Annotated in this window: 23 protein-coding genes and 1 pseudogene; 19 read left to right on the top strand and 5 right to left on the bottom strand. The window is 54.4% G+C overall.

The genetic code is table 11. The features are described 5' to 3' along the window. Positions 1–156: 156 nt before the first annotated feature. The 14 genes and pseudogenes from ACJAXR_RS10840 to ACJAXR_RS10775 all read left to right on the top strand — a co-directional run bounded on the left by ACJAXR_RS10840 (position 157) and on the right by ACJAXR_RS10775 (position 14,811). Positions 157–2,931, top strand: coding sequence for a FimV/HubP family polar landmark protein (locus ACJAXR_RS10840; RefSeq protein WP_415058286.1), 2,775 nt, complete (start codon positions 157–159; stop codon positions 2,929–2,931). Positions 2,932–2,934: 3 nt separating this feature from the next. Then, complete coding sequence (gene truA / locus ACJAXR_RS10835; RefSeq protein WP_415058285.1) at positions 2,935–3,789, top strand: tRNA pseudouridine(38-40) synthase TruA; 855 nt, start codon at positions 2,935–2,937, stop codon at positions 3,787–3,789. Positions 3,790–3,848: 59 nt separating this feature from the next. After that, the gene (locus ACJAXR_RS10830; RefSeq protein WP_415058284.1) at positions 3,849–4,463 is read left to right on the top strand and encodes a phosphoribosylanthranilate isomerase; all 615 of its coding nucleotides are present in this window, start codon (positions 3,849–3,851) and stop codon (positions 4,461–4,463) included. A 10-nt stretch (positions 4,464–4,473) separates the two neighbouring features. After that, positions 4,474–5,672 (top strand): annotated as a pseudogene (gene trpB / locus ACJAXR_RS10825) (tryptophan synthase subunit beta). Between the two features lie 14 nt (positions 5,673–5,686). Beyond that, positions 5,687–6,490: a tryptophan synthase subunit alpha gene (trpA, locus tag ACJAXR_RS10820; protein WP_415058283.1), complete on the top strand. Its 804-nt coding sequence runs from the start codon at positions 5,687–5,689 to the stop codon at positions 6,488–6,490. 47 nt (positions 6,491–6,537) lie between these two features. Continuing rightward, positions 6,538–7,443, top strand: coding sequence for an acetyl-CoA carboxylase, carboxyltransferase subunit beta (gene accD / locus ACJAXR_RS10815; RefSeq protein ID WP_415058282.1), 906 nt, complete (start codon positions 6,538–6,540; stop codon positions 7,441–7,443). Then, the gene (gene folC / locus ACJAXR_RS10810) at positions 7,443–8,732 is read left to right on the top strand and encodes a bifunctional tetrahydrofolate synthase/dihydrofolate synthase (RefSeq protein ID WP_415058281.1); all 1,290 of its coding nucleotides are present in this window, start codon (positions 7,443–7,445) and stop codon (positions 8,730–8,732) included. The genes accD and folC overlap by 1 nt, the downstream gene beginning before the upstream one ends. Next, the gene (locus ACJAXR_RS10805; RefSeq protein ID WP_415058280.1) at positions 8,725–9,288 is read left to right on the top strand and encodes an SPOR domain-containing protein; all 564 of its coding nucleotides are present in this window, start codon (positions 8,725–8,727) and stop codon (positions 9,286–9,288) included. The genes folC and ACJAXR_RS10805 overlap by 8 nt, the downstream gene beginning before the upstream one ends. A gap of 63 nt (positions 9,289–9,351) precedes the next feature. Then, entirely contained in the window at positions 9,352–9,834 is a 483-nt protein-coding gene (locus ACJAXR_RS10800) for a CvpA family protein (protein ID WP_415058279.1), read from the top strand. 51 nt (positions 9,835–9,885) lie between these two features. Beyond that, positions 9,886–11,391 (top strand): amidophosphoribosyltransferase, encoded by a 1,506-nt coding sequence (purF, locus tag ACJAXR_RS10795; protein WP_415058278.1) that lies wholly within the window; start codon positions 9,886–9,888, stop codon positions 11,389–11,391. Positions 11,392–11,425: 34 nt separating this feature from the next. Beyond that, positions 11,426–12,637, top strand: a complete 1,212-nt coding sequence (locus ACJAXR_RS10790) for an O-succinylhomoserine sulfhydrylase (RefSeq protein WP_415058277.1) — start codon at positions 11,426–11,428, stop codon at positions 12,635–12,637. Between the two features lie 149 nt (positions 12,638–12,786). Continuing rightward, positions 12,787–13,071 (top strand): ComEA family DNA-binding protein, encoded by a 285-nt coding sequence (locus ACJAXR_RS10785; protein ID WP_415058276.1) that lies wholly within the window; start codon positions 12,787–12,789, stop codon positions 13,069–13,071. A gap of 307 nt (positions 13,072–13,378) precedes the next feature. Then, positions 13,379–14,521, top strand: a complete 1,143-nt coding sequence (gene rnd, locus ACJAXR_RS10780; protein ID WP_415058275.1) for a ribonuclease D — start codon at positions 13,379–13,381, stop codon at positions 14,519–14,521. Further along, positions 14,518–14,811 carry a YcgL domain-containing protein gene (locus ACJAXR_RS10775; protein WP_415058274.1) on the top strand — a complete coding sequence of 98 codons (294 nt, stop codon included), beginning with the start codon at positions 14,518–14,520 and terminating at the stop codon, positions 14,809–14,811. Before rnd ends, ACJAXR_RS10775 begins: the two co-directional genes overlap by 4 nt. Positions 14,812–14,828: 17 nt before the next feature. On the opposite strand, the gene ACJAXR_RS10770 is transcribed toward ACJAXR_RS10775, so the two are convergent. Next, positions 14,829–15,065, bottom strand: coding sequence for a DUF3820 family protein (locus ACJAXR_RS10770; protein ID WP_415058273.1), 237 nt, complete (start codon positions 15,063–15,065; stop codon positions 14,829–14,831). Positions 15,066–15,172: 107 nt separating this feature from the next. On the opposite strand from ACJAXR_RS10770, the gene ACJAXR_RS10765 reads away from it, so the two are divergent. Next, entirely contained in the window at positions 15,173–15,544 is a 372-nt protein-coding gene (locus tag ACJAXR_RS10765) for a glutaredoxin family protein (protein ID WP_415058272.1), read from the top strand. Between the two features lie 30 nt (positions 15,545–15,574). On the opposite strand, the gene queD is transcribed toward ACJAXR_RS10765, so the two are convergent. Both queD and ACJAXR_RS10755 read right to left on the bottom strand, forming a co-directional pair. Continuing rightward, positions 15,575–15,931: a 6-carboxytetrahydropterin synthase QueD gene (queD, locus tag ACJAXR_RS10760; protein ID WP_415058271.1), complete on the bottom strand. Its 357-nt coding sequence runs from the start codon at positions 15,929–15,931 to the stop codon at positions 15,575–15,577. Between the two features lie 75 nt (positions 15,932–16,006). Continuing rightward, entirely contained in the window at positions 16,007–16,408 is a 402-nt protein-coding gene (locus ACJAXR_RS10755; protein WP_415058270.1) for an NINE protein, read from the bottom strand. Between the two features lie 79 nt (positions 16,409–16,487). Between ACJAXR_RS10755 and ACJAXR_RS10750 the strand changes: the two genes are divergently transcribed. The 4 genes from ACJAXR_RS10750 (at position 16,488) to ACJAXR_RS10735 (ending at position 20,479) form a co-directional block, all read left to right on the top strand. Then, complete coding sequence (locus ACJAXR_RS10750; RefSeq protein WP_415058269.1) at positions 16,488–17,846, top strand: YcjX family protein; 1,359 nt, start codon at positions 16,488–16,490, stop codon at positions 17,844–17,846. Then, positions 17,843–18,880 carry a DUF697 domain-containing protein gene (locus ACJAXR_RS10745; RefSeq protein ID WP_415058268.1) on the top strand — a complete coding sequence of 346 codons (1,038 nt, stop codon included), beginning with the start codon at positions 17,843–17,845 and terminating at the stop codon, positions 18,878–18,880. Before ACJAXR_RS10750 ends, ACJAXR_RS10745 begins: the two co-directional genes overlap by 4 nt. Next, on the top strand, positions 18,867–19,589 hold the full coding sequence (locus tag ACJAXR_RS10740) for a hypothetical protein (RefSeq protein ID WP_415058267.1): 723 nt from the start codon (positions 18,867–18,869) through the stop codon (positions 19,587–19,589). The genes ACJAXR_RS10745 and ACJAXR_RS10740 overlap by 14 nt, the downstream gene beginning before the upstream one ends. A gap of 95 nt (positions 19,590–19,684) precedes the next feature. Beyond that, positions 19,685–20,479 carry an acyl-CoA thioesterase gene (locus ACJAXR_RS10735; protein WP_415058266.1) on the top strand — a complete coding sequence of 265 codons (795 nt, stop codon included), beginning with the start codon at positions 19,685–19,687 and terminating at the stop codon, positions 20,477–20,479. Positions 20,480–20,616: 137 nt separating this feature from the next. Here the strand turns inward: ACJAXR_RS10735 and cmoB are convergent, their stop codons facing one another. Then, on the bottom strand, positions 20,617–21,585 hold the full coding sequence (gene cmoB, locus ACJAXR_RS10730; RefSeq protein WP_415058265.1) for a tRNA 5-methoxyuridine(34)/uridine 5-oxyacetic acid(34) synthase CmoB: 969 nt from the start codon (positions 21,583–21,585) through the stop codon (positions 20,617–20,619). After that, a complete protein-coding gene (cmoA, locus tag ACJAXR_RS10725) occupies positions 21,582–22,322 on the bottom strand; it encodes a carboxy-S-adenosyl-L-methionine synthase CmoA (RefSeq protein WP_415058264.1) in 741 nt (246 codons plus the stop codon). The genes cmoB and cmoA overlap by 4 nt, the downstream gene beginning before the upstream one ends.

The following is a 22,322-nucleotide window of genomic DNA, read 5'->3' as shown; positions in this document are numbered from 1 at the left end:
TCGTATTAAGCGGTTTGGGTTCCCCTGTCAAAAGGGTTTAGTGCTGACGAGTTATCAGATTGCTGCGTGCCGAGTTAGGGGAGCAGGGCAGGGCGGAACGCCAGTAAGGTATCTGTTGACGCGAGAGAAAAACGATAAAAGCAAAGGAACTTCGCTATGGTTCGCAAACTGGTTTTGGCTGTTGCCGCAGCAAGCGCTCTGATGTCATCAAACGTAGTCTTCGCACTAGGAATGGGTGACATCAATTTACGCTCGTCGCTCAATCAGCCACTCGATGCAGAAATCGAGTTGCTCCAGATCCGTGATCTTTCCAGTCAGGAAATTCTTCCGGCGCTGGCTACCCCGGATGAGTTTGGCCGTGCAGGAATAGAACGCGTGTTCTTCCTGAACGACCTTACCTTTACACCGGTTGTCAGGTCCGACGGCAAATCCGTTATACGGGTTACATCGAGCCGGCCTGTGCGTGAACCCTTTCTGAACTTCCTCGTTGAAGTACGCTGGCCTTCAGGTCGGGTGCTTCGCGAGTTTACTTTGCTGCTCGATCCGCCTCTCTATGAGCCAGGCCCAGTGGTAGCTGCAGCGCCAGTTAGTCAGCCCGCTCGTCAACAACCCGTTCAGTCAGTACAGCCAACCAGGCCCACTCAGGTTCAACCAGCCCGGCAGCCATCTGCTCAGTCTGCCCGGAGTGCTGCGCCTGCCGATCCTCTATATCAAGAGCCGGTTGCACAGGCCACTGGTACTATTCGGATCAGCCAGTCTGATACGTTGTGGGAAATAGCACTGCGCCATCGCCCGCAGGGCGCGTCGGTTCATCAAACGATGTTGGCAATCCAGGATCTCAACCCGAATGCATTTATAGATAACAATATCAATCGCCTGCGCGCCGGCGAGAATCTTACTTTACCCGATGCCTCACAGTCTTCCGCTCGCAGCCAGAGTGATGCAGTCAGTCAGGTCGCAGAGCAGAATGCTCGATGGCAACAGCGTCGTCAGCCAGCAGAACCCGCTGAGCGGCAACTGGATGCCAGGCAGCGAGACACCGCTGCTGCGGCCCCACAAAAGGCAAGTAATGACGATGAATTACGCCTTGTGGGCAGTGGAGAAGATCAGGTAGATGGTGGTGCGGACGCTGGGAATCGCAGCGGCGAAGGCAAGCTGCGCGATGCTCTGGATACCACCAAGGAAGAACTTGACTCGGTTAAACGGGAAAAAGCTGAAGCGGAACGCCGCCTGACCGATATGCAATCGCAGATGGATACTCTACAACGTCTATTAGCATTGAAAGATGAACAGCTTGCTGCCATGCAGCAGTCTATGAGTGATATTGAAGCGTTGCCGACTGACCAGCTAGCTGATGCTGCGGTAGCCACCCTGGAACAATCAGCGTCTGCGGCAGACGTCACGCAAGACCCACTGGCATCGACCGAAAACCAGACCGAATTGTCTGAGAGCGATCCGAACACTACACTAGATGCGGCCCAGTCTCAGGAGATTGAAGTGGTGGCCGACGAGCTGCCAGTTGTGACCGAAGAGCTGGCAGTGACAGAGTCCGAGCAGGTTGCTGACGAATCTTCTCCTGCGGTAGTTGCTGTTGAACCGCCTGCAGCCGAGCAGGACACGCTCGGTATGTTGCAGCGCATGATGCAGAATCAGAGCTTCCTTATTGCCGGTGGCGGTGTGGTTCTGTTGCTGCTATTGCTTCTACTGATGGCTGTTGCTCGACGTAATGCGCGTCGTGAGTCGGACATGGCGGATAATTTCATAGCACGGGCAGCTGAAAGCAATGAGACGAGTACGCAGGACACTGACGAGTTCAATGTTGCAATCGCCGATCATCAGGAAGACCGCAAGCAGGATCTTGATATTGCCCAGGATCCGATTTTAGAGGCAGATGCCTTAATCGCATACGGCAAGCTTGGGCAGGCAGCAGAAGTATTGAGTTCTGCTATCGATAATGAGCCTGAACGCACGGACCTTCGACTGAAACTGATGGAAGTCCATGGCATGCTTGATGACGTTGAGGGTTACACCGAGCAGGAAGTAGCGTTGCGCTCGAATGGCACTGTTGATCATCAAATTGATTTGTTGAATGTCCGTTTTCCGGTGATGGCCGCTGCATTCGCTAGTGCTGCGGTAACAGCAGACGACTACCCGGAGCTGGATGACGATTTCTTAAAGGAGCGTCGGTACGAGCCGGCTGAAGAAGCTGGGCAGGCCGAAAAGCCTATTGAGGAATATGATTTTAGTGGCTTTGATGTCGATTCTGAGCCAGTCGCTCGGCAGGAGCCGGTGGCCGAGGAAAGCTTGGAAGACTTCGATCTCGATTTTGATCTGGATGAAAGTTTAGCCGACAGCCTTGCACAGTCGGGCATCGAAACTGCTGCGCCAGCAGCAAAAGATGATGATTTTGAGTTCGATTTTGATCTTGAGGAACCACCGGCCAAGCCTACGGTGCCGGCACAGCCGGTCGAGAATGAATTCAGTCTGGACGAAGATTTTGATCTTTCCCTGACCGGTGATTTCGATAGCCTAAAAGGGGATCAACCCGCACCCAAAGAAACGGCCGAAACGGAATTGGAGCCAATCGAAGTCGAGCAAACGGTCGAGTTGTCGGACAATGATCTTAAAGGATTCGAGGCTGAGCTGGATGCCGCTTCTGCGGAGACTGAAGCGCACGCCGAGGCTGATGAGATCGAACAAGTGGAATCCGAGCCCGCGACAGTCCAGAAATCTGAGCTCGACAGTGAAGATGATGACGAGTTTGATTTCCTCTCAGGTACAGATGAGTCTGCTACAAAACTTGATCTTGCCCGCGCTTACATTGATATGGGAGATCAGGAAGGAGCACGAGACATTCTGAGTGAAGTTATCGAGGAAGGTAACGAACAACAGCAGCAGGAAGCTCGCGAGATGATGGGGCAACTTGACTAAACAATGAGTCGTTCAACCAGTATAGCGGCCGCCCTAGGGGCGGCCGCTGTTGTTTCCAGGGTGGCGGCCTGCGTGGAATATCGCGGTACGGCTTATCGCGGTTGGCAACGTCAGCAAGCTGGCGTGCGCAGTGTTCAGGAAGAGGTGGAAAAGGCGCTGAGTCGTGTCGCCAACCACCCGGTCAGTCTGTTTTGTGCCGGTCGTACCGATGCAGGTGTTCATGCCTCGTGCCAGATCATTCATTGGGATACCGACGCCGTTCGTGAACCACTGAACTGGTTTCATGGCGCCAATGCGAACCTGCCTGCGGATATCAGTTTGTGCTGGGCTCAAAGCGTGCCCGCCGATTTTCATGCGCGTTTTTCCGCGATGGCTCGGCGATATCGGTATGTTATCTACAATGATCCGGTTCGCCCTGCGCATCTTGCTCATGAGGTGACGTGGAATTATCGTCCGCTGGATATTGAACGCATGCAGCTGGCAGCAGAGGCCTTGGTTGGTGAGCATGATTTCACGTCCTACCGTGCCCTGGCCTGTCAGGCCAAGTCGGCAATAAAAAAAGTCCATCACCTGCGATTACAACGTTTTGGTCGGTTCATCGTGCTGGACATCCGAGCCAATGCTTTTCTGCACCACATGGTACGCAATATTGCCGGGGTGCTTATGCAGATCGGTTGTGGCGAAAGGCCGATCGAATGGGCAGGAGAGGTGTTGGCTTCAAAAGATCGGGCCCGTGGTGGGCTGACTGCACCGTCTTACGGTTTGTATCTGGTCGATGTAACCTATCCCGAGCGCTTTATTTTACCAAAGCGTTATATGGGGCCGCACTTTCTGTCGGCGCTTAACGACCCCGACTGACGCTCCAGACCTGATCTGCTACTATCGTTTTTTACCCCATTAAAGGTGCAGGCCGATTTATGGTGCGAGTCAAGATTTGTGGGATAACCCGACCGGAGGACGCTATTGCAGCTGCTTACGCAGGAGCGGATGCCATTGGTTTGGTGTTTTATTCGCCCAGTCCTAGGGCTGTTGATATCGATACTGCGTTGAGCATTGTCGGGGCTTTACCTCCTTTCGTGACTACCGTTGGCCTGTTTGTCGATGCGGCGCCGGAGGCCGTATGGGCGGTATTAGCGGCTGTGCCGCTTGATCTGCTGCAGTTTCATGGAGACGAGCCGGATGAGTATTGCCAGCAGTTTCTACGTCCCTATGTGAAAGCACTACGCGTGCAGAGTGGAGACGATCTGAACGCGCTGGCGGCTAAATGGCCTGGGGCCTGCGGCATTTTGCTGGACAGTTTCAAGCAGGGCGTGCCCGGAGGGACCGGCGAGGTTTTCGACTGGTCGCTGATCCCGACTGACAGGCATTGGAATCTGATCCTGGCCGGCGGGCTGGATGCTGGCAATGTCGCGGAGGCCGTTCGCCGCTGCCAGCCTTGGGCGGTCGATGTCAGCGGGGGCGTTGAACAGACCAAAGGCATCAAGGATGTCTCCAGAATTACTCGTTTTATGCGTGAGGTGCAGCGTGACTGAATCAACTAAACTGGACTACGCAGCAGTGCCGGATCTACGAGGTCATTTTGGTCCATATGGGGGGCGGTTTGTATCCGAAACCCTGATTGATGCCTTGGAAGAACTTGAAAGTCTGTATGAACGTCTCTCCGGCGATCCGGACTTTCAGGCTGAGTTTGACTATGACCTTGCTCACTATGTCGGTCGTCCATCGCCGCTTTATCTAGCTGAAAGGCTGGCAGCGCGCGCCGGCGGGGCACAGATCTATCTCAAGCGCGAGGATTTGAACCACACCGGCGCGCATAAGGTGAATAATACGATCGGTCAGGCTTTGTTGGCCAAGCATATGGGCAAGCCGCGGGTTATTGCGGAAACAGGTGCTGGTCAACATGGTGTGGCGACTGCAACGGTAGCAGCCGGCTGGGATTGAAATGCCTGGTCTATATGGGTGCCGATGACGTCAAGCGTCAGTCACTGAATGTTTATCGCATGAAACTGCTTGGCGCCGAGGTGATTCCTGTGACATCGGGATCCAGAACGCTGAAGGATGCAATGAACGAAGCGATGCGTGACTGGGTCACCAATATTGACGATACATTTTACATTATAGGCACCGTTGCGGGTCCGCATCCCTATCCAAAGCTGGTGCGTGATTTTCAGTGTGTGATTGGTCGTGAGGCCAAAGCTCAATGCCTGGCGCAATTCGGCAGACTGCCGGACGCACTGGTTGCTTGTGTCGGTGGAGGCTCCAATGCCATTGGTCTGTTCCATCCGTTCCTCGAAGACGAAGGTGTAGCGATGTACGGCATGGAAGCGGCGGGTCTGGGACTTGATAGCGGCCAACACGCAGCGCCTTTGGCGGCCGGTCGGCCTGGTGTGTTACACGGTAACAGAACCTATCTGATGGAAGACGAGGGTGGGCAGATTATCGAGACCCATTCAGTCTCTGCCGGCCTGGACTATCCCGGCGTTGGTCCTGAGCATAGCTGGCTCAAGGATATCGGTCGTGTTAACTACGTCAGCGCTACCGATGAAGAGGCGTTGAAAGCCTTTCGTGACCTGACTCGCATCGAGGGCATCATGCCTGCGCTGGAGTCAGCGCATGCTGTCGCCTATGCTATGAAGTTAGCTGTAACCATGCGTACAGATCAGACAATCGTAATCAATCTTTCTGGTCGTGGCGACAAGGATATTCATACGGTAGCCGACATAGACGGCATCAGTATCTAGTAAAAGAGCATGTAATGAGTCGAATACAGCAATGTTTTGAACAGCTGGACAGCGCCGGCCGAAAAGCGCTCATTCCCTACGTTACCGCCGGGGATCCAGAGCCGGGTATGACCGTCCCATTGATGCATGATCTGGTCGAGGCGGGTGCCGACATAATTGAATTAGGTGTGCCGTTCTCTGACCCTATGGCCGATGGGCCCATTATTCAGCTGGCGATGGAGCGCGCGCTTGTCCATCATCTGCGGCTGGCTGATGTACTGGACATGGTGAGCGTATTCCGCCAGACCAATAAAGTGACACCTGTCGTTCTCATGGGATACCTCAATCCGGTAGAGCGCATGGGCTATAACGTTTTTGCTGACGCGGCAAAAACTGCAGGAGTTGATGGTGTGCTCACAGTGGACCTGCCCCCGGAGGAGGCTGATGATATAGTCGACCTGTTTCAGGCCCGGGGTTTGGATACAATTTATTTGTTGTCGCCGACTACGACGCTGGCTCGTGCTGCGAAAATCTGCAAGCGCGCCAGCGGTTATGTCTATTACGTTTCACTCAAGGGTGTGACTGGATCCGGTGCGCTGGACGTCAATGCAGTGGCAAACAAGCTTGAAGGCCTGCGTACCATTACCACGCTACCAATTGGCGTCGGTTTCGGTATCCGCGATGGTGCTACTGCTGCAGCTGTTGCTTCGATTGCCGATGGCGTCGTGGTAGGCTCGGTGCTGGTTAGTCAGATTGCTGCTCATGCCCAGCAACCCGAACAGGCGCGTCAGGCGGTCTGTAACGTGATTCGCGAGATGCGCTCAGCGATGGATGTATGAGCAGGCACAAATTGATTGGTTAAGTAGACAACGAAAAAGGATTGGTAATGAGTAACTGGCTGGTGGACAAACTGATTCCCTCTATTGTGCGTTCCGAAGCACAAAAAAGCAGTGTGCCTGAGGGGCTCTGGCGCAAATGCCCATCCTGTGACGCAGTGCTTTATCGTCCGGAATTGGAAAAGAATCTGGATGTGTGTCCGAAGTGCTCGCATCATTTGCGGATCAATGCGCGCCGGCGCCTGGATATTTTCCTCGATAGCGACGGGCGTAGTGAAATTGCTACCGAACTGGAGCCAGTTGATCGCTTGAAGTTCCGTGATAGCAAGAAGTACAAGGACAGACTGACTGCTGCCCAGAAAGATACCGGTGAGAAAGACGCCTTGGTGGTGATGCAGGGGATGCTCAAGGGCAATCCGGTAGTCGCCAGTGCATTCGAGTTCAATTTTATGGGTGGCTCGATGGGCAGCGTTGTCGGTGCGCGATTTGTCCGCGGTGCTGAAATCGCCCTTCGAGACCGAATCCCCTATATTTGTTTTTCCGCTTCGGGCGGTGCCCGGATGCAGGAAGCGTTGTTTTCGTTGATGCAGATGGCCAAGACCAGCGCTGCGCTGGCTAAGATGAAGGAGGAGGGCATTCCATTCATCTCCGTCATGACGGATCCGGTTTATGGCGGTGTTTCCGCTAGCTTGGCCATGCTTGGCGACCTCAATGTCGCGGAGCCCAATGCGCTGATCGGCTTTGCTGGTCCTCGCGTTATCGAACAGACGGTTCGCGAGAAGCTTCCGCCTGGCTTTCAGCGCAGCGAGTTTCTGCTGTCCCACGGCGCCTTGGATATGATTGTGCCCCGCGGAGAATTGCGTGATCGGCTGGCCAGTATTCTCACGATTCTCACCAATCAGCCGCCGCCGGTTTCTCAGGTCGAATTGGATGAGACCGAAGTCGGTCAGGCGTGATGCCAGCTGCTGACCTGGCTGGCTGGCTGGCTCGTCTGGAAAAGCTACATCCCACTGATATAGAGATGGGGCTGGATCGGGTCGCCGAAGTGGCGCGTCGTCTAGGTATCTGCCAGCCCACGGCCAAGGTGTTCACCGTCACTGGTACTAATGGTAAAGGCTCGACCTGTGCAGCTCTGGACAGCCTGCTCCGTCAGGCCGGGCTGAAAACCGGTTTGTATACCTCGCCTCACCTGATGGCGTACAACGAGCGTGTGAGTATCGACGGCCAGTTAGCAACTGATCGTCAGTTGTGTGAAGCTTTTGTCGAGATCGATCTCGCACGCGCGGAAATTTCGCTTACCTACTTTGAGTTTGGCACGCTTGCAGCAATGTTGTTGTTCAAGCGGGCAGGGATGGATGCCTGGGTGTTGGAGGTAGGCCTAGGCGGGCGTCTAGATGCTGTCAATATCATTGATCCTGACGTGGCGGTGGTGACCAGCATCGACCTGGATCATCAGGAGTACCTGGGCGATACACGCGATGCGGTGGGCTTTGAAAAAGCAGGTATATTGCGCCAGGGTAAGTCGCTGATCTGTAGCGAGACCGATTTGCCGCCGAGCTTTACTGCAGCTATTACTCGTCTGAAAGTACCCATGCACCAGCGCGGAAGTAGCTATGGATGGGAGGCGACGCCAGTAGGGTGGGTGCTCTGGGGTATTGATAGTAAAGACCTTTCACGTCGAATAGAGGGTCTGGCTCCGGCCCAGCTCCCGCGGGATAATCTGGCCAGTGCGGTGCAGGCATTCTGGGCGGCAGGGCTGGATCTTACAGACGCGTTAATTGCCAAGGCGCTGAGTGATGCCCACGTGGTGGGCCGGCTGGAAAAGCGGACTATCAGTTGGCATGGCCAGCCTCGCCGGTTATTGCTTGACGTTGGCCATAACCCCCATGCTGCAGCTTTTCTTCGGGACCAGTTGCGCACTAGAAAGCTGAACCGCCATGCCGTGTTTGGACTGCTTGCGGACAAGGATCTTGCCGGCGTTGTAAAGCCGCTTTTAGGTATGTTTGACAGTTGGGCTATAGCGCCGCTACCCAGCTCTCGAGCCCGCCCTAATATCGAATTGGTAACTCATTTAACGGCATCCGGCGAGCGAGTAGAGGCGTACGGCTCAATAGCCGCAGCGCTGGAACAGACATTGGAAAATACCCCGACCAGTACGGAAATCGTTATTTTCGGATCGTTTTTTTGTGTTTCAGCCGCCATACTTTGGCTCGATCAAAAAACATGGGAAGTGAGCAATGGATGACAAGTTGAAGCAGCGCATAATTGGTGCGCTTGTGCTGGTTGTAGCAGCAGTCGTGTTTCTGCCTATGCTCCTTTCCGGTCAGGACGAAACGGTGAAAGTTGAGATCGAAGTGCCGGAAGCTCCGGTTTTGGATCAGACCGAGATCGAAGCTGCAGCACCGATAGAGCTGCCAGCACCCGAACCCGTAGCCGAGATCCCTGCCCCCGAGACGCTGCCTGAGGCCCCCGCAGTGTCCAAGCCCGCTGAAACTCCAATGGTTCCCGCTCCTCCCGCGGTCGAAAAAAAGCCAGTGCAGATGCAGAATGGAAATTGGGTCGTCCAGTTGGGTAGTTTTTCTAGCGCTGCCAATGCTGAGGCGTTGCGCGACACGCTGGTTGGACAGGGTTATAACGCCTATTCGCTGTTCGCCAAGGTCGATGGCAGCGACATTACCCGGGTATTTGTCGGTCCTCTGCTTGATCGTGCTGAAACTAACAAGTTGCGCGACGAGCTGGCCAGCCGACATGGCATGAAGGGTCTGGTTACCGCCTATGATGCAGGTACGCAAAGGAGATAGCTGTTCCGGACCGGACCGGTGCTCTGATAGAATACTGTCCTGTTCATTTTCGGGTGCTGCACAGTGACGCTAGGCTGGATCGATTGGGCCATTATTGCCATTATTGCCGTATCGGCACTGATCAGTCTGGCCAGAGGTTTCGTCAAGGAAGCATTGTCTTTACTGACATGGGTTGTTGCTGGGCTGGTTGCCTGGTTGTTTGGGGGTGCGTTGGCGGGTCATCTCTCTTCCTTCATAGAGACCCCTTCGATAAGGGTCATCGTTGCTTGCAGTATTCTTTTCATTCTGACCCTGTTACTGGGCGGTCTTATCAATTATCTGATCGGTCAGCTGGTTCGGGTAACAGGGCTGAGCGGTACGGATCGTTTTCTCGGCATGATCTTTGGCGCTGCACGAGGTGCATTGTTGATTGTCGTCGCGGTGGGTCTGCTCAGTCTTGCCCCCGTCGAGGGCGATGTGTGGTGGCGGCAGTCTGAGCTGATCCCTCATTTTCTCCTGGTGGCTGACTGGTCCAAGAATATGATTCTTGGGTTTTTTGGCCGCTGATTTATTGCGCTTATCCGTGGTGAGCGTCGTACGCATACGAGGTATTTAGGCATGTGTGGCATTGTTGGCATTGTGGGCAAGTCGAACGTCAATCAGGCGCTCTATGACGCTCTGACTGTCCTGCAGCATCGTGGCCAGGACGCCGCCGGCATCGTAACCTGTGATCGGGGCCGGCTTCATTTGCGCAAGGACAATGGTCTGGTTCGTGATGTTTTCCATCAGCGGCACATGCAGCGGCTGCTAGGGAACATGGGAATCGGACATGTGCGCTACCCAACGGCGGGCTCTTCCAGCTCAGCAGAAGCTCAGCCGTTTTACGTGAACTCACCCTACGGCATCACGCTGACGCACAACGGCAATCTGACCAACGTCGAGCAGTTGTCCCATGAGATATATGAGTCCGATCTTCGCCATGTGAATACCAATTCCGATTCGGAAGTCCTGCTCAATGTGTTCGCGCACGAGTTGGCCCGTGGAGGAAAATTACAGCCTGGTAAGGAGGACATATTTAACGCGGTCAGTGCGGTTCATGCGCGATGCACCGGAGGATACGCAGCGATCGCAATGATCACCGGCTACGGTGTAGTGGGCTTCCGCGACCCTCATGCCATTCGCCCAATCGTATTTGGCAAACGTGAAACCGAGCTTGGCGTCGAGTACATGATTGCCTCTGAGAGCGTATCGCTGGACGTGTTGGGCTTCGATCTGATCAGGGATCTGGAACCTGGCGAGGCGGTGTACATCACAGAAAAGGGTGAACTGCATACCTCTCAATGTGCCGAGAATCCGAGCTATTCCCCTTGCATTTTCGAGCATGTCTATCTTGCACGGCCTGACTCGATGATCGATAACGTGCTGGTTTACAAGGCACGATTGCGCATGGGGGAAAAGCTGGCAGAGAAAATTCTCCGAGAAAAGCCGGATCATGGTATCGACGTTGTGATTCCCATTCCTGATACCAGCCGAACGTCTGCACTTGAGCTTGCCAATCACCTGGGCGTCAAGTTTCGTGAAGGGTTCGTCAAGAACCGTTACATCGGGCGGACGTTCATCATGCCCGGTCAGGCTGCACGCAAGAAATCAGTGCGCCAGAAACTGAATGCAATCGAATTGGAATTCCGTGGTAAGAACGTATTGCTGGTCGACGATTCTATTGTTCGCGGTACGACCTGCAAGCAGATTATCCAGATGGCACGCGAAGCTGGTGCTGCCAAGGTGTACTTCTGCTCGGCTGCGCCTGCAGTGCGTTATCCAAACGTTTATGGTATCGATATGCCTACTGCGCATGAACTTATCGCGCACGGCCGTACCACCGATGAAGTCGCCGAACTGATTGGAGCCGATTGGCTGATATACCAGGACCTGGCGGATCTGATTGATGCGGTGAGCGAAGGTAATCCTAAGCTGACTCGGTTCGACTGCTCGGTATTTGACGGGGACTATGTCACAGGCGATGTCAACGAAGCTTACCTGGGTAAGATCGAACAGGCGCGAAACGATGCGGCGATGAGCACGGGTGATATGGGTAGTGCCGGTATCGAATTACACAATAATTGATCTTACAAGAACTGAACGAACAAGTGAGCCCGAAATGACTGAAGAATGGGAACCCGGTCGTCTTGACAGTGATCTGGAAGGTGCCGGTTTCGATACGCTCGCCGTCCGTGCGGGTCAGCGTCGAAGCCCCGAGGCCGAGCATGGCGAAGCCCTGTTTTTGACCTCCAGCTATGTCTTTCGCAGCGCAGCCGACGCTGCCGCCTGCTTTGCCGGAGAGGCAAAGGGGAATGTGTATTCGCGCTATATGAATCCGACTGTACGCACCTTCGAAGAGCGCATGGCCGCCCTTGAAGGCGCTGAACAAGCAGTAGCGACTGCGTCTGGCATGGCAGCGATCATGGCAATGGTGATGAGTCTCTGCTCGGCTGGCGATCATGTGCTGATATCGCGCAGTGTCTTCGGCGCGACGATCAGTCTGTTCGATAAGTACTTCAAACGCTTTGGTCTCGAATATGACTATGTTGAGCTGACAGACCTCAACGCCTGGAGCGCGGCTTGCAAGCCCAATACCCGTCTGTTTTTTGTTGAATCCCCCTCCAATCCACTTGCGCAAGTAGTGGATATTGGCGGGCTTTCCATGGTCGCAAAGAAGCATGGCGCTTTGCTTGCCGTGGATAACTGCTTCTGTACGCCGGCGCTGCAGAAGCCTATTGAGCTGGGCGCGGACCTTATTATTCATTCGGCAACCAAATACATAGATGGTCAGGGCCGCTGTTTGGGCGGCCTGGTCGCCGGCCGACGGGAACATATGCAGGAGGTGGTAGGTTTTCTGCGCACAGCCGGTCCTACCTTGAGCCCGTTTAACGCCTGGGTTTTCCTCAAGGGGCTGGAGACGCTGCGTCTGCGTATGCAGGCCCACTGCATAAGCGCCCAAGCCCTTGCAGAGTGGCTAGAATCGCAGCCGGAAGTCGAGCACGTGTACTACGCGGGACTGCCAAGCCATCCCCAGCATGAGCTCGCCAAGGCGCAGCAGAAGGCGTTTGGCGCAGTTGTGAGTTTCGAGGTGCGGGGGGGTCGCGCTGCGGCCTGGCGTTTTATTGATGCGACCCGGCTGATGTCTATTACCGCAAACCTGGGTGATAGCAAAACGACAATTACGCACCCGGCGACAACGACGCATGGACGTCTGAGCGCCGAAACTCGAGCCGTCGCTGGTATCAAGGATAATCTCATCCGTTTGGCTATTGGGCTGGAGGAGATCGATGATCTGCGAGCAGATCTCCAGCGTGGTTTATCAGCGCTCTGAAATTTTTTTGCGAAACACTCCACACTAATAAACAAAACGTATATGCATTGAGTTGATCTTGTCTTAAGTTGATTGGGCCGCAGGGAAGCGGGCCAGGCCTGCCAAGTAGTACCCGGCAGTGCGGCGCCACAATCACAAGGAGAGTATCAATGAAAAAAATCATTCTGGCGTTATGCCTTTCTTTCTCGACTTTGCTAGCCCTGCCCGTCATGGCGCAATCAGCAGGCACACCCATGGTGAGTGTAAACGTCAACGAGGCAAGCGCGGCTGAGATGGCTGAAGTGCTACAGGGTGTGGGTGAAGCAAAGGCCCAGGCTATCGTCGATTATCGCGACGAGAATGGCGCCTTCAGTTCTGCAGATGACCTGGCACAGGTCAAGGGCATTGGGCCCGCTACAGTCCAGAATAATCAGGCCCGTATTGCTCTGGAGTAATCCGTACCGACCGGGTTCGCCGCAGATGACGGCGGACTCAGGTCTTCAAAAGACTCAGAAAGTCGCTGAGTTTTTTCGCTGAGCAACATCTGCTCGGCTGCTTTCTTTGTTTCGTCCCGAATCTGCACGATGCTTTGTATGATGACTTCTGCGGCCTGCCTCCTCTCTTTGTTCGACTGACGCCTGAATTATAATGGCTACTGTTTGACGCCGGTGAATTTTACTGTTTTGTACCGCTTCAGATGCGCTGCGCCCGATCGATCGATTGATCGGTTATACTGCGCGCCTGAAAAAGGAATATGTGTAAATGACTCTTTCTCCCGAACCCTTGATGATCGACCAGGATACTGAGCTGGCCCTCTGGTGCATGCAATGGCTGGAACGACCCTATGTCGCGGTGGATACTGAGTTCGAACGAACGGAGACCTTTTTTCCGATCGCCGGCTTGATCCAGATATGTGATGGGGAGCGGGCGTTTCTGATTGATCCACTGGCGATCACCGACTGGTCACCGCTGGTTGAGGTGTTGCGCAGCTCTAATGTCGTCAAGGTTCTGCACTCCTGTAGTGAGGATATTGAAGTTTTCTTCAAGTTGTGTGGCGCCGCACCAGCGCCATTGTTTGACACCCAGTTGGCTGCTGCGTATCTGGATATGGGTTTCTCCATGGGATACTCACGTTTGGTAAAGGTTTTGCTGGATATTGATCTGTCAAAGGAAGAGACGCGCTCTAATTGGTTGCAGCGACCGCTAAGCGCAGCGCAGGTATCCTATGCGGCTGCTGACGCTGTTTATCTTGCCGAGATTTATCAGGTCATCGTCCCACGAATCGAAGCAGCAGGGCTGAGCTCGTGGTTGTTTGAAGATACCGCCGATCAGGTAGCCGCAGCCCAGCGTGTTCAGGAGCCGGACACTGCGTACATCAACATTAAACAAGCGTGGCGTCTCAAACCTGGCGAGTTGGCGGTTCTCAAGATATTGACAAGTTGGCGCGAGCGGGAAGCCCGTGAGCGCGATCAGGCGCGTAACCGGATGTTGCGTGAGCGCACGCTGTGTCCCTTGGCTCAGCGTCAGCCGGATAATCTCCAGGCGTTGTCACGGATTGAAGACATGCACCCGCGCACTGTGCGGCATCATGGCAACGAGATACTGGAGTTGATTCGTCAAGGCCAGCAGGTTCCTTCCAGTGAATGGCCTGAGCGGTTGCCTGAACCTCTCCCGGTAGATGCCAATCATTTGCTCAAGGCATTACGCAAGGTAGGTCAGCGACAGGCCGAGCGACTTGGCATCGCCCCAGAGATTGTGCTGCGCAAGAAGAGTATCGAAGCATTGGTGCGCACAGGTTATCCGGGCGGTCCTTACTCATTGCCCGCCGAATTGACTGGCTGGCGACGGGAGTTGATGGGTGAAGAGTTGTTAGTCATTGCAAATGCCAAGGGCGCCAATATATGAAAGTGATGTGTTCTATCTATCGCAGCAAACGTAAGCAGGGCATGTACCTGTATGTGCCGCGCAAACAAGATCTGGCCGAACTACCCGAATCGCTGATGCAACTGTTCGGTAAACCGGAGCTGGCCATGGATTTGGTATTGAGCGCTGACCGCAAGCTGGCACGCGAAGACATTCATACTGTCCTGGCAAATCTGGCGTCCCAGTCATACCACCTGCAGATGCCCCCGAAAGAGGAAGACTATCTGGTACATCTACCTGATGAGTTGATGTATCGCAACGACCCTCTCTGAGGCAGGCGTGATAGAAGCTATTTGTCAGGGTACGATTTGCGGGGGCTGGTACGTAATGGATTGAGCAAATAACTCAAGCCATTATGATCGATCTCTTGCATAAGCTGCAGTAGTCGACCAACTTCACCTGCTGGAAAGCCCTCGCGTGCAAACCAGTTCAGGTAGTGGCCTGGTATGTCAGCCAATATCCTTCCCTTGTATTTGCCGAATGGCATTTCCCGGGTAACCAGCAATTGTAAGTCTTGTGGTGTCATTATTTCTGCCCCGTTACAAGATCAAAGTTTCTTCGTGCTCGCCCGGCAAGCCAGCGGTTCCAAACTCGGGTAAGCTGAGCTTCCAAACATAGCAAAGAGGAGCCAGCATGATAGTAAAAGCGTTGCGAACAGGTCTGGGCAATCTGATTATTTTTCTCGACTTCATCACCCGCCCACGAAAAATGAAACGTCCGGCAGAGCGGCAGGCAGCCGTTGAGGAAGCTGCGGCGGGCCTGGCTCTTTACCAGTTCCGAGCATGCCCATTTTGCGTCAGGACTCGTCGTACTCTGCACAAATTGAACGTTCCGGTAGAGTTGAAAGACGCCAAAAACAACGTGCAAGATCGTCAGGCCTTGCTTGAACAGGGCGGCAAGATAAAAGTACCTTGTCTGCGGATCGAGGATGCCGGAAAAGTGACTTGGCTGTATGAGTCAAAGGTTATCGGCGCTTACTTGGAAGACCGCTTTTCAGCAGCCTGAATGGGGCTGTAATGTTTCTACGAGCTAACGTCAAACGCCCCTATAAATACAGCCGCTGGTGCAGGTTTCCCGAATAGTTATTTGGCAGAGCTCTGGTAAAAGAGGCTCGAGTTCCTGCCAGATCCATTTCGCCAGGACTTCACTGGTCGGATTTTCCAGCCCGGGGATGTCATTGAGATAATGGTGATCGAGACGATCGTAAATGGGCTTGAAAATCGCCTTGAGTTCACTGAAGTCCCTGATCCAGCCAGTGCGCGCGTCAGGCTCACCCTTGATGTGGATAGCCACTTGAAAGGAATGTCCATGCAGGCGTCCGCATTTGTGCCCATCCGGTACATGGGGTAAGCGATGTGCAGACTCGAACGTGAACTCCTTGAATATTTCCACTCTTGCTACCTTCCTGCGCTTGGCGAAAGGTGCCGATTCTACCCTATTAACGACGCTGGTGTTGGTGCATTGGCATCACCATTCACGCTGCATGTTGCGGGTAGATATCTGCTCGTTCAATGTCCAGTAGTCGTATAAAACGCCCAGCAGGAAAAGCCCTCCGGTGAAGAAGTAGAGGATGGCGGTGATCCATTTACCCATGTAAAGGCGGTGTAGGCCAAATATTCCTAGAAATGTCAGCAACACCCATGTCAGATTGAAATTGACCGGACCGCTGCGAAATCGACGGTCGGCACTTCGATCCATCGACGGTATCAAAAATAGATCGACGATCCAGCCAATCAGGAAGAATCCGAGGGTAAAGAACCAGAGGGTGCCGGTAATCGGTTTGCCATAATAAAAGCGGTGGGCGCCCATGAATCCAAAAATCCATAAAAGATAACCGATTGCCTTGCTATGCGTGTCTGAATAGGCCATTGGGCCAACCTCTGATCAAGTTGTGGACTGTGCGATACTGTAAAGAAGATAGACCTTAAATGTTTTGCGGGGCATCTGCATGGCGACTGTGGAAAATGTGAACTGGACCAAGAAAGCCCAGAGTCGGGTAGCGCGTCTGGGAAGTCAAACCGTACGTGTGGGTGTGACGGGTCTGAGCGGTGCGGGCAAGACAACGTTCATTACCAGTGTGATCAACCAGCTTGAGAATCATCATCGGGGCTTGCTGGCCAGGCGCATCCCATTTAATCGGCTCATATCGGTGCGCTGGCAACGGGTAAGCGTCGCCCAGCCATTTTCCTATCTCGAAGCGCTTGATGCGCTCTCGTCGGTTCCCGCGCGGTGGCCTTCATCTACAACCGATCTCGCTCGAGTAGTGATTGATCTGCAATTTCGTCCCGAGGGCCTGCTGAGAAAGATACAAGGGGTTCGGGAGGTTCGCATTGAGCTGCTTGATTATCCGGGGGAGTGGTTACTTGACCTGCCTTTGTTGGGACTTGATTACGGCCAATGGTGTGCGCAGATGGCAGCTCTGGTCGATAGTGAACCCCGCCGTTCCATTGCCGCAGATCTGCGTTTAAGGCTGGCTGCCATTGATCCGGCCGCACCTTGTGATCCGGTCGAGTTGCGCCAGCTGACGGCCGAATGGACCGCTTTTATACTGCGGTGCCGGACCGATGCAGAGCTTTCGCGCAATCAGCCAGGACGCTTCATGTTGCCCGGTAGTGGGATTGCCGCTGATATGCTGTTGTTCGTGCCGTTATTATCCGCCAACCAGCACAGCGATGGACCTGCAGGAAGCTGGTGGTCGCAATGCGAGCAGCGCTTCAACTATTACCGCGACTTCGTGGTTAAAGGCTTTTATGACGAGCATTTCAGTCGGCTTGACCGACAGATTCTGCTTGTTGATATGCTCGCTCCGATGCAGGCGGGTCAGGCAGCCTTGAAGGATCTCAAGCAGGCTCTGGAGGATGTGATGGGCAGCTTCCGCTATGGACGCAATTCACTGCTGCAGCGCCTCTTCAGTCCTCGTATCAGTCGCATGGCTATTTGCGCCACCAAGGTCGATCAGGTCGCGCCTGGCGAGCAACGGTCACTGCAGCAGTGTCTTGAGGATCTGGTCACTGACAGCCTGTCCGAAGTGCGCCATGGTGGCGTGCAGGTGCAGGGCTTTCCAGTGTCTGCAGTCCGGGCTGCCGATCAACAGGGGGAGACCATGGTCGGGGGGCTGGTGGGACAGACTGCTTTTGTCCGCTATCAACCGGTCTCTGTCCCTCGGCACCTGCCGTTGGATCTCAAGCTTGTGGGTCCGAAGCTGCTGCATCTTCGGCCTCCGGCAAATCTGCATCGCAATGAGCCATTCCCGCATTTTCGGATGGATGATCTGGTGGGCTGGATTTTGGAAGGCAAGCTGCTATGAGTACTGATCGCACATCCCTGAAGGACGGTCCGCGTATTCTCGAGAGCTGGGAGCCAGAGTCCCAGAGCGGTTATGCGGACGCCATAGTGGTCGAAGAAGTTGAGCAACCTATCCGTAAATCAGAGGTTGTAACACCCATGCCAGCCGGCTTGGCCAATGCGCCGGCATTGAGTCTCTGGCCTCGTCGCATGGGTTATTTGTTGTTAACGGTGGCATTGGGTGGCGCAGCACTGGAGTGGGGGCAATGGTCCATTGCTGCCTGGGCATGGAGCCCGCTCGCGGGCGTCATGACCGGTGGATTGGGCTTGTTGATGGCAGGGACTGGTCTACTCAGTTGGCGCGCATTGCGCAATCAGCGTCTGCGGCTCACGGCGTTGGAGCAGCTACGCCGGGAAATGCGCGCCGCCTTGCGTAACCCGGGCGAGCGTCTGGCTCTGGATTGGCTGAAAAGGTTGCAGCAACTTCATGCGGATACACCGCTAGCTGAACGGATGGACAGTGCCTGTGCCGGTCTGGATCAGTCCTACACCGCAGAGGAAGTCAGCCGCCGACTCAATGTCCAATTCTATCAGCCTTTGGACGTGCTTGCCCGCCGGCTGATCCGCAATGAAGCCGTGGGTACGGGCATGCTGGTAGCGACGAGTCCCTGGGTATCCGTCGATCTGATGCTGGTAATCTGGCGCAATATTCGAATGATGCAGCGAGTCGCCACCTGCTATGGTTTGCCCATCGGTCAGCTTGGACGTTGGCGTTTGGCGCGTCATGTATTGCGTAACATCGCTTTGGCGGGTGGTAGTGAGATGGCCATTGGCGCTCTGAGCGACAGCTTTCTGTCCGGTTTGATGGAAAAGCTCGCTGCGCGGGTAGGGCAGGGGATAGGTATTAGTCTCTATAGTTCGCGCCTGGGTCATTTTACTCTGGACCTTTGCCGTGCTGTGCCGCTGCCTGACAAGAGCGGGCTGGCGGAAGACAACCGCGGTATTATTCAAAGGATCAAGGATCGGTTGGGACGCGCATCGGATGACAGTTTATAAATCACGCCGGCGGTGGTTGTTCGAGCGCTGGCTGAAACAACGCAGTGCTGATCTTGCTAGTCGTTGGCAGGCAGTGAAAGTGCAGCTATTGCCTGCAGATTGGCAGGCTCGCTGCGTACGCTTACAGAATGTGCCTGAGGGTAATGTTGGCAAATGGCAGCCACGAGCGGGCTCCAGCAGTGCCGAGCTCTCTTTGTTGATTGCTTCAGTGCCTTTCCCTCAGCGTCAGTGGCTGGCTAGCTTGCTGGATTCACCCGCCGCTGGTGCGTTTGCTCTGGTCGAGTCCGTCGAGCGATTGCAGCTTGATTGGCTCAGTCATCTCGATCCGGTGCATAGCCACCGTGAGTATGCCCGGCAACTTGCCGTTCTTGCGGTTCAGCTGGATTTGTCTGTCGCCGCGGAGGCCGCTTATCTGGAAAACGAGCAACGCATTTTTGCGGCTGTTGACGAACTGTTGTTCGCTTCTCTGCCCTTGCGTCTGCGTGCCGGACTGCTCAATCGATATGCCACGGGCGCGGGTCATTACATAGCCTGGTGGCAACAACGCTTGATGGCGCGAGCAGGCGTGCAAGGTTATGAACTTGAGGGGCTTGGCCCTGATGATTGGCCAGAAATGCCGGCAGGCTGGCTGGCACTTGGTTGGTTGTGCGGTTTACGCATGTTTGCGGCAGACGATATCGAGGAAGCGTTGTCAACGGTTTCGCCATAGCTGTGTATTCGTTCCAGCTATGTGCCGCTGGCATGCTTTTCCGGATGCTCGGCATGTCCTAAGATGGCGCCTTCGCTGAACACAGGATCGAATAAATGACATTTGCAGAACTCCTCTCCGCGCTGGCTGAGTCGTCCAAACAAGAGGTCACCATTCCTTCTGGTTGGGCACAGGGACGCGCTTCGTACGGCGGGCTGGTTGCGGCTTTGGTCTATCAGGGTATGCGCGCCAAAGTAATGGAGGATCGCCCCGTACGCTCACTTGCCATCACTTTTGTTGGGCCGGTTGCACCTGGTGAACCCATGCAGGTCGAAGCGCAGGTTTTGCGTGAAGGCAAAGCGGTAACGCAAATGCTCGGGATGGCGCGACAAAATGGACAGGTCATGTGCATTGTGCAAGGCAGTTTTGGGGCGTCCCGCGAATCGGTAGTCTCGCTTGCTAGCGAGCCCGCACCCCAGGTCAAAGCCGCTGAAGACTGCATGGAGATGCCTTATGTAGAAGGACTAAATCCTGTTTTTTTGCAGCATTTTGCAGTGCGTTGGGCGTTGGGAGATCTCCCTTTCAGCAACAGCAAAAAACGTGAGATGGGTGGATGGATGCGCTTTCGTGAAGATGAGGGCAGTATTCACGAGGGACATATACTTGGCTTGGTAGATGTTTGGCCTCCGGCTGTGTTGCCGCATCTGAAGCACCGCGCGCCTGCTAGCTCGCTAACCTGGACAATTGAGTTTGTGCAGCCGCAGCCGGCATTAGGTAATACTGATTGGCTGCTCTACCGTGCCAATATCGATCATGCGCGTGACGGTTATGGCCACGCGTCAGCTATGGTCTGGCGAGAGGACGGCACTCTGGTTGCGATAAGCAGACAGACAGTCACCGTATTTGGCTAGATAAAGCGTCCTTGCCAAGTCTTAGACAGGGCTGGCGGTCAACATGCAGTTAAAAACGCTTGCTTAGAGACTCGAACGCGAGATGCAATGGCGTTTTCTTCAGACTCCAGGCCGTGATCAATAACCCATTGTTATACTCAGGGACGCACGGCGATTAACGTAGCGCGCATTGGCGCCGGGTATCCCTCTATGGTTAATTGTGAGTTCGATGGGTCGAGAAAATCCGTCAACGACTGAAATTGCATCCATTCGGTGCTGCGTTGCTCTTCTATTGACGTTCTGTTGATGTCCACGCACCGGATATCCCTGAAACCGCTGCGACGCAGCAGGCGCTCCAGCATGGCCACTGAAGGCAAGAACCAAACATTACGCATCTGCGCATAACGATCTTCTGGGAGCAGACAGGCGTTTACGTCACCCTCTACGACCAGTGTCTCCAGGACCAGTTCGCCGCCTGGGCGCAAGCAGGCCTTGAGCTGCAGCAAATGATCGACTGGAGATCGCCGGTGATAAAGCACGCCCATGGAGAAAACGGTATCGAAGCCGCCAGTGGGCTCAGGTAATTCTTCCAGTGTGAACGGCAGCTGCCACACCGGAGAGTCGGGGATATACTTTTTGATCGCTGCGAACTGATTATAAAACAATAGATTAGGATCAATGCCTACCACCGTTTGCGCACCTTCGCCCCACATACGCCACATGTGGTAGCCATTACCGCAACCCACGTCGAGCACCGTTCGACCTGTCAGATCAATATGTGAGCAGATCCTTTGCCATTTCCAGTCAGAGCGCCACTCGCAATCGATCGTTATTCCGAATACCTCGAACGGACCTTTGCGCCAGGGCTGCAGGTCTAGCAGAGCCTGCTCGAACAGCGCGTGTTTACTGGGGTCAATGTCTGCCGATAGACCTACACGTACAGCCGTTGCTGTATCGATTGACGAAGGCTGAGCTTTTGGCAGGCGTTCAACGGCCTTTTGCCAGCGTTGTAAATCGCCATGATTGACTCCGTCAAGGCGCTTGGTCAACGCTGAAGGCAGATCATCAAGCCAGTGTGCCAGGGGTGTCGCGGCCAGGTGTTGGTAAAGCGGTGAGTAATCGATCACTTGTACGCCATCATTGAGCAGAAATTGAGTGACTGGAACCAGATATGACTGTGATCAAAGCCTGCGCTGGTGAGACGGTCGCGATGGGTCTCGAGGGTGTCGGGCAACATGACTTTTTCAATGGCGCTGCGCTTTTGCGCAATTTCAAGTTCACTGTACCCATTTGCCCGTTTGAATACGTGATGCATGGCTTCCATCGTTAACTGGGTATGCGTGTCGGCAAAAGCGAGTTTCTCCGAGAGGATAAGCAAGCCGCCGGGTAATAGTGCATCATAGATTCTTTTCAGCAGTGCTAGCCGAAGCGCTGGAGCAACGAATTGCAAGGTAAAATTCAGCACTACGACAGAGCAAGACTGCAGAGCTAGTTGGGTTATATCTGCCTGTATAACGTCGGCGGGAGTCAGTTCCTCAACCATCGAATTCTGTGCCTGCAGATATTCCTCGCAGCGCTCGATCATGGGCGCAGAGTTGTCGATCGCGAGAATTTGACACCCCGATGCCCGAACATGCCGGCGCATAGACTGGGTCGCGGCGCCAAGTGAGCAGCCGAGATCGTATATAACACTGTCGGGCTTTGCATATTGGCCCGCAATCAGCCCGATCGTTTCGATTATGGTTGGATAACCCGGCACTGAACGCTTTATCATGTCAGGAAACACCCGAACCACTTCATGGTCGAACGCAAAGTCACTGATTCGCGCCAGGGGCGCTGCAAAAAGGGTGTCTGAATCGGTCAT

Source organism: Halopseudomonas sp. (assembly GCF_047631575.1).
Lineage (GTDB): Bacteria > Pseudomonadota > Gammaproteobacteria > Pseudomonadales > Pseudomonadaceae > Halopseudomonas.
Note: the sequence above shows the minus strand (reverse complement) of the source record. Positions and strands in the feature narration are given on the sequence as shown.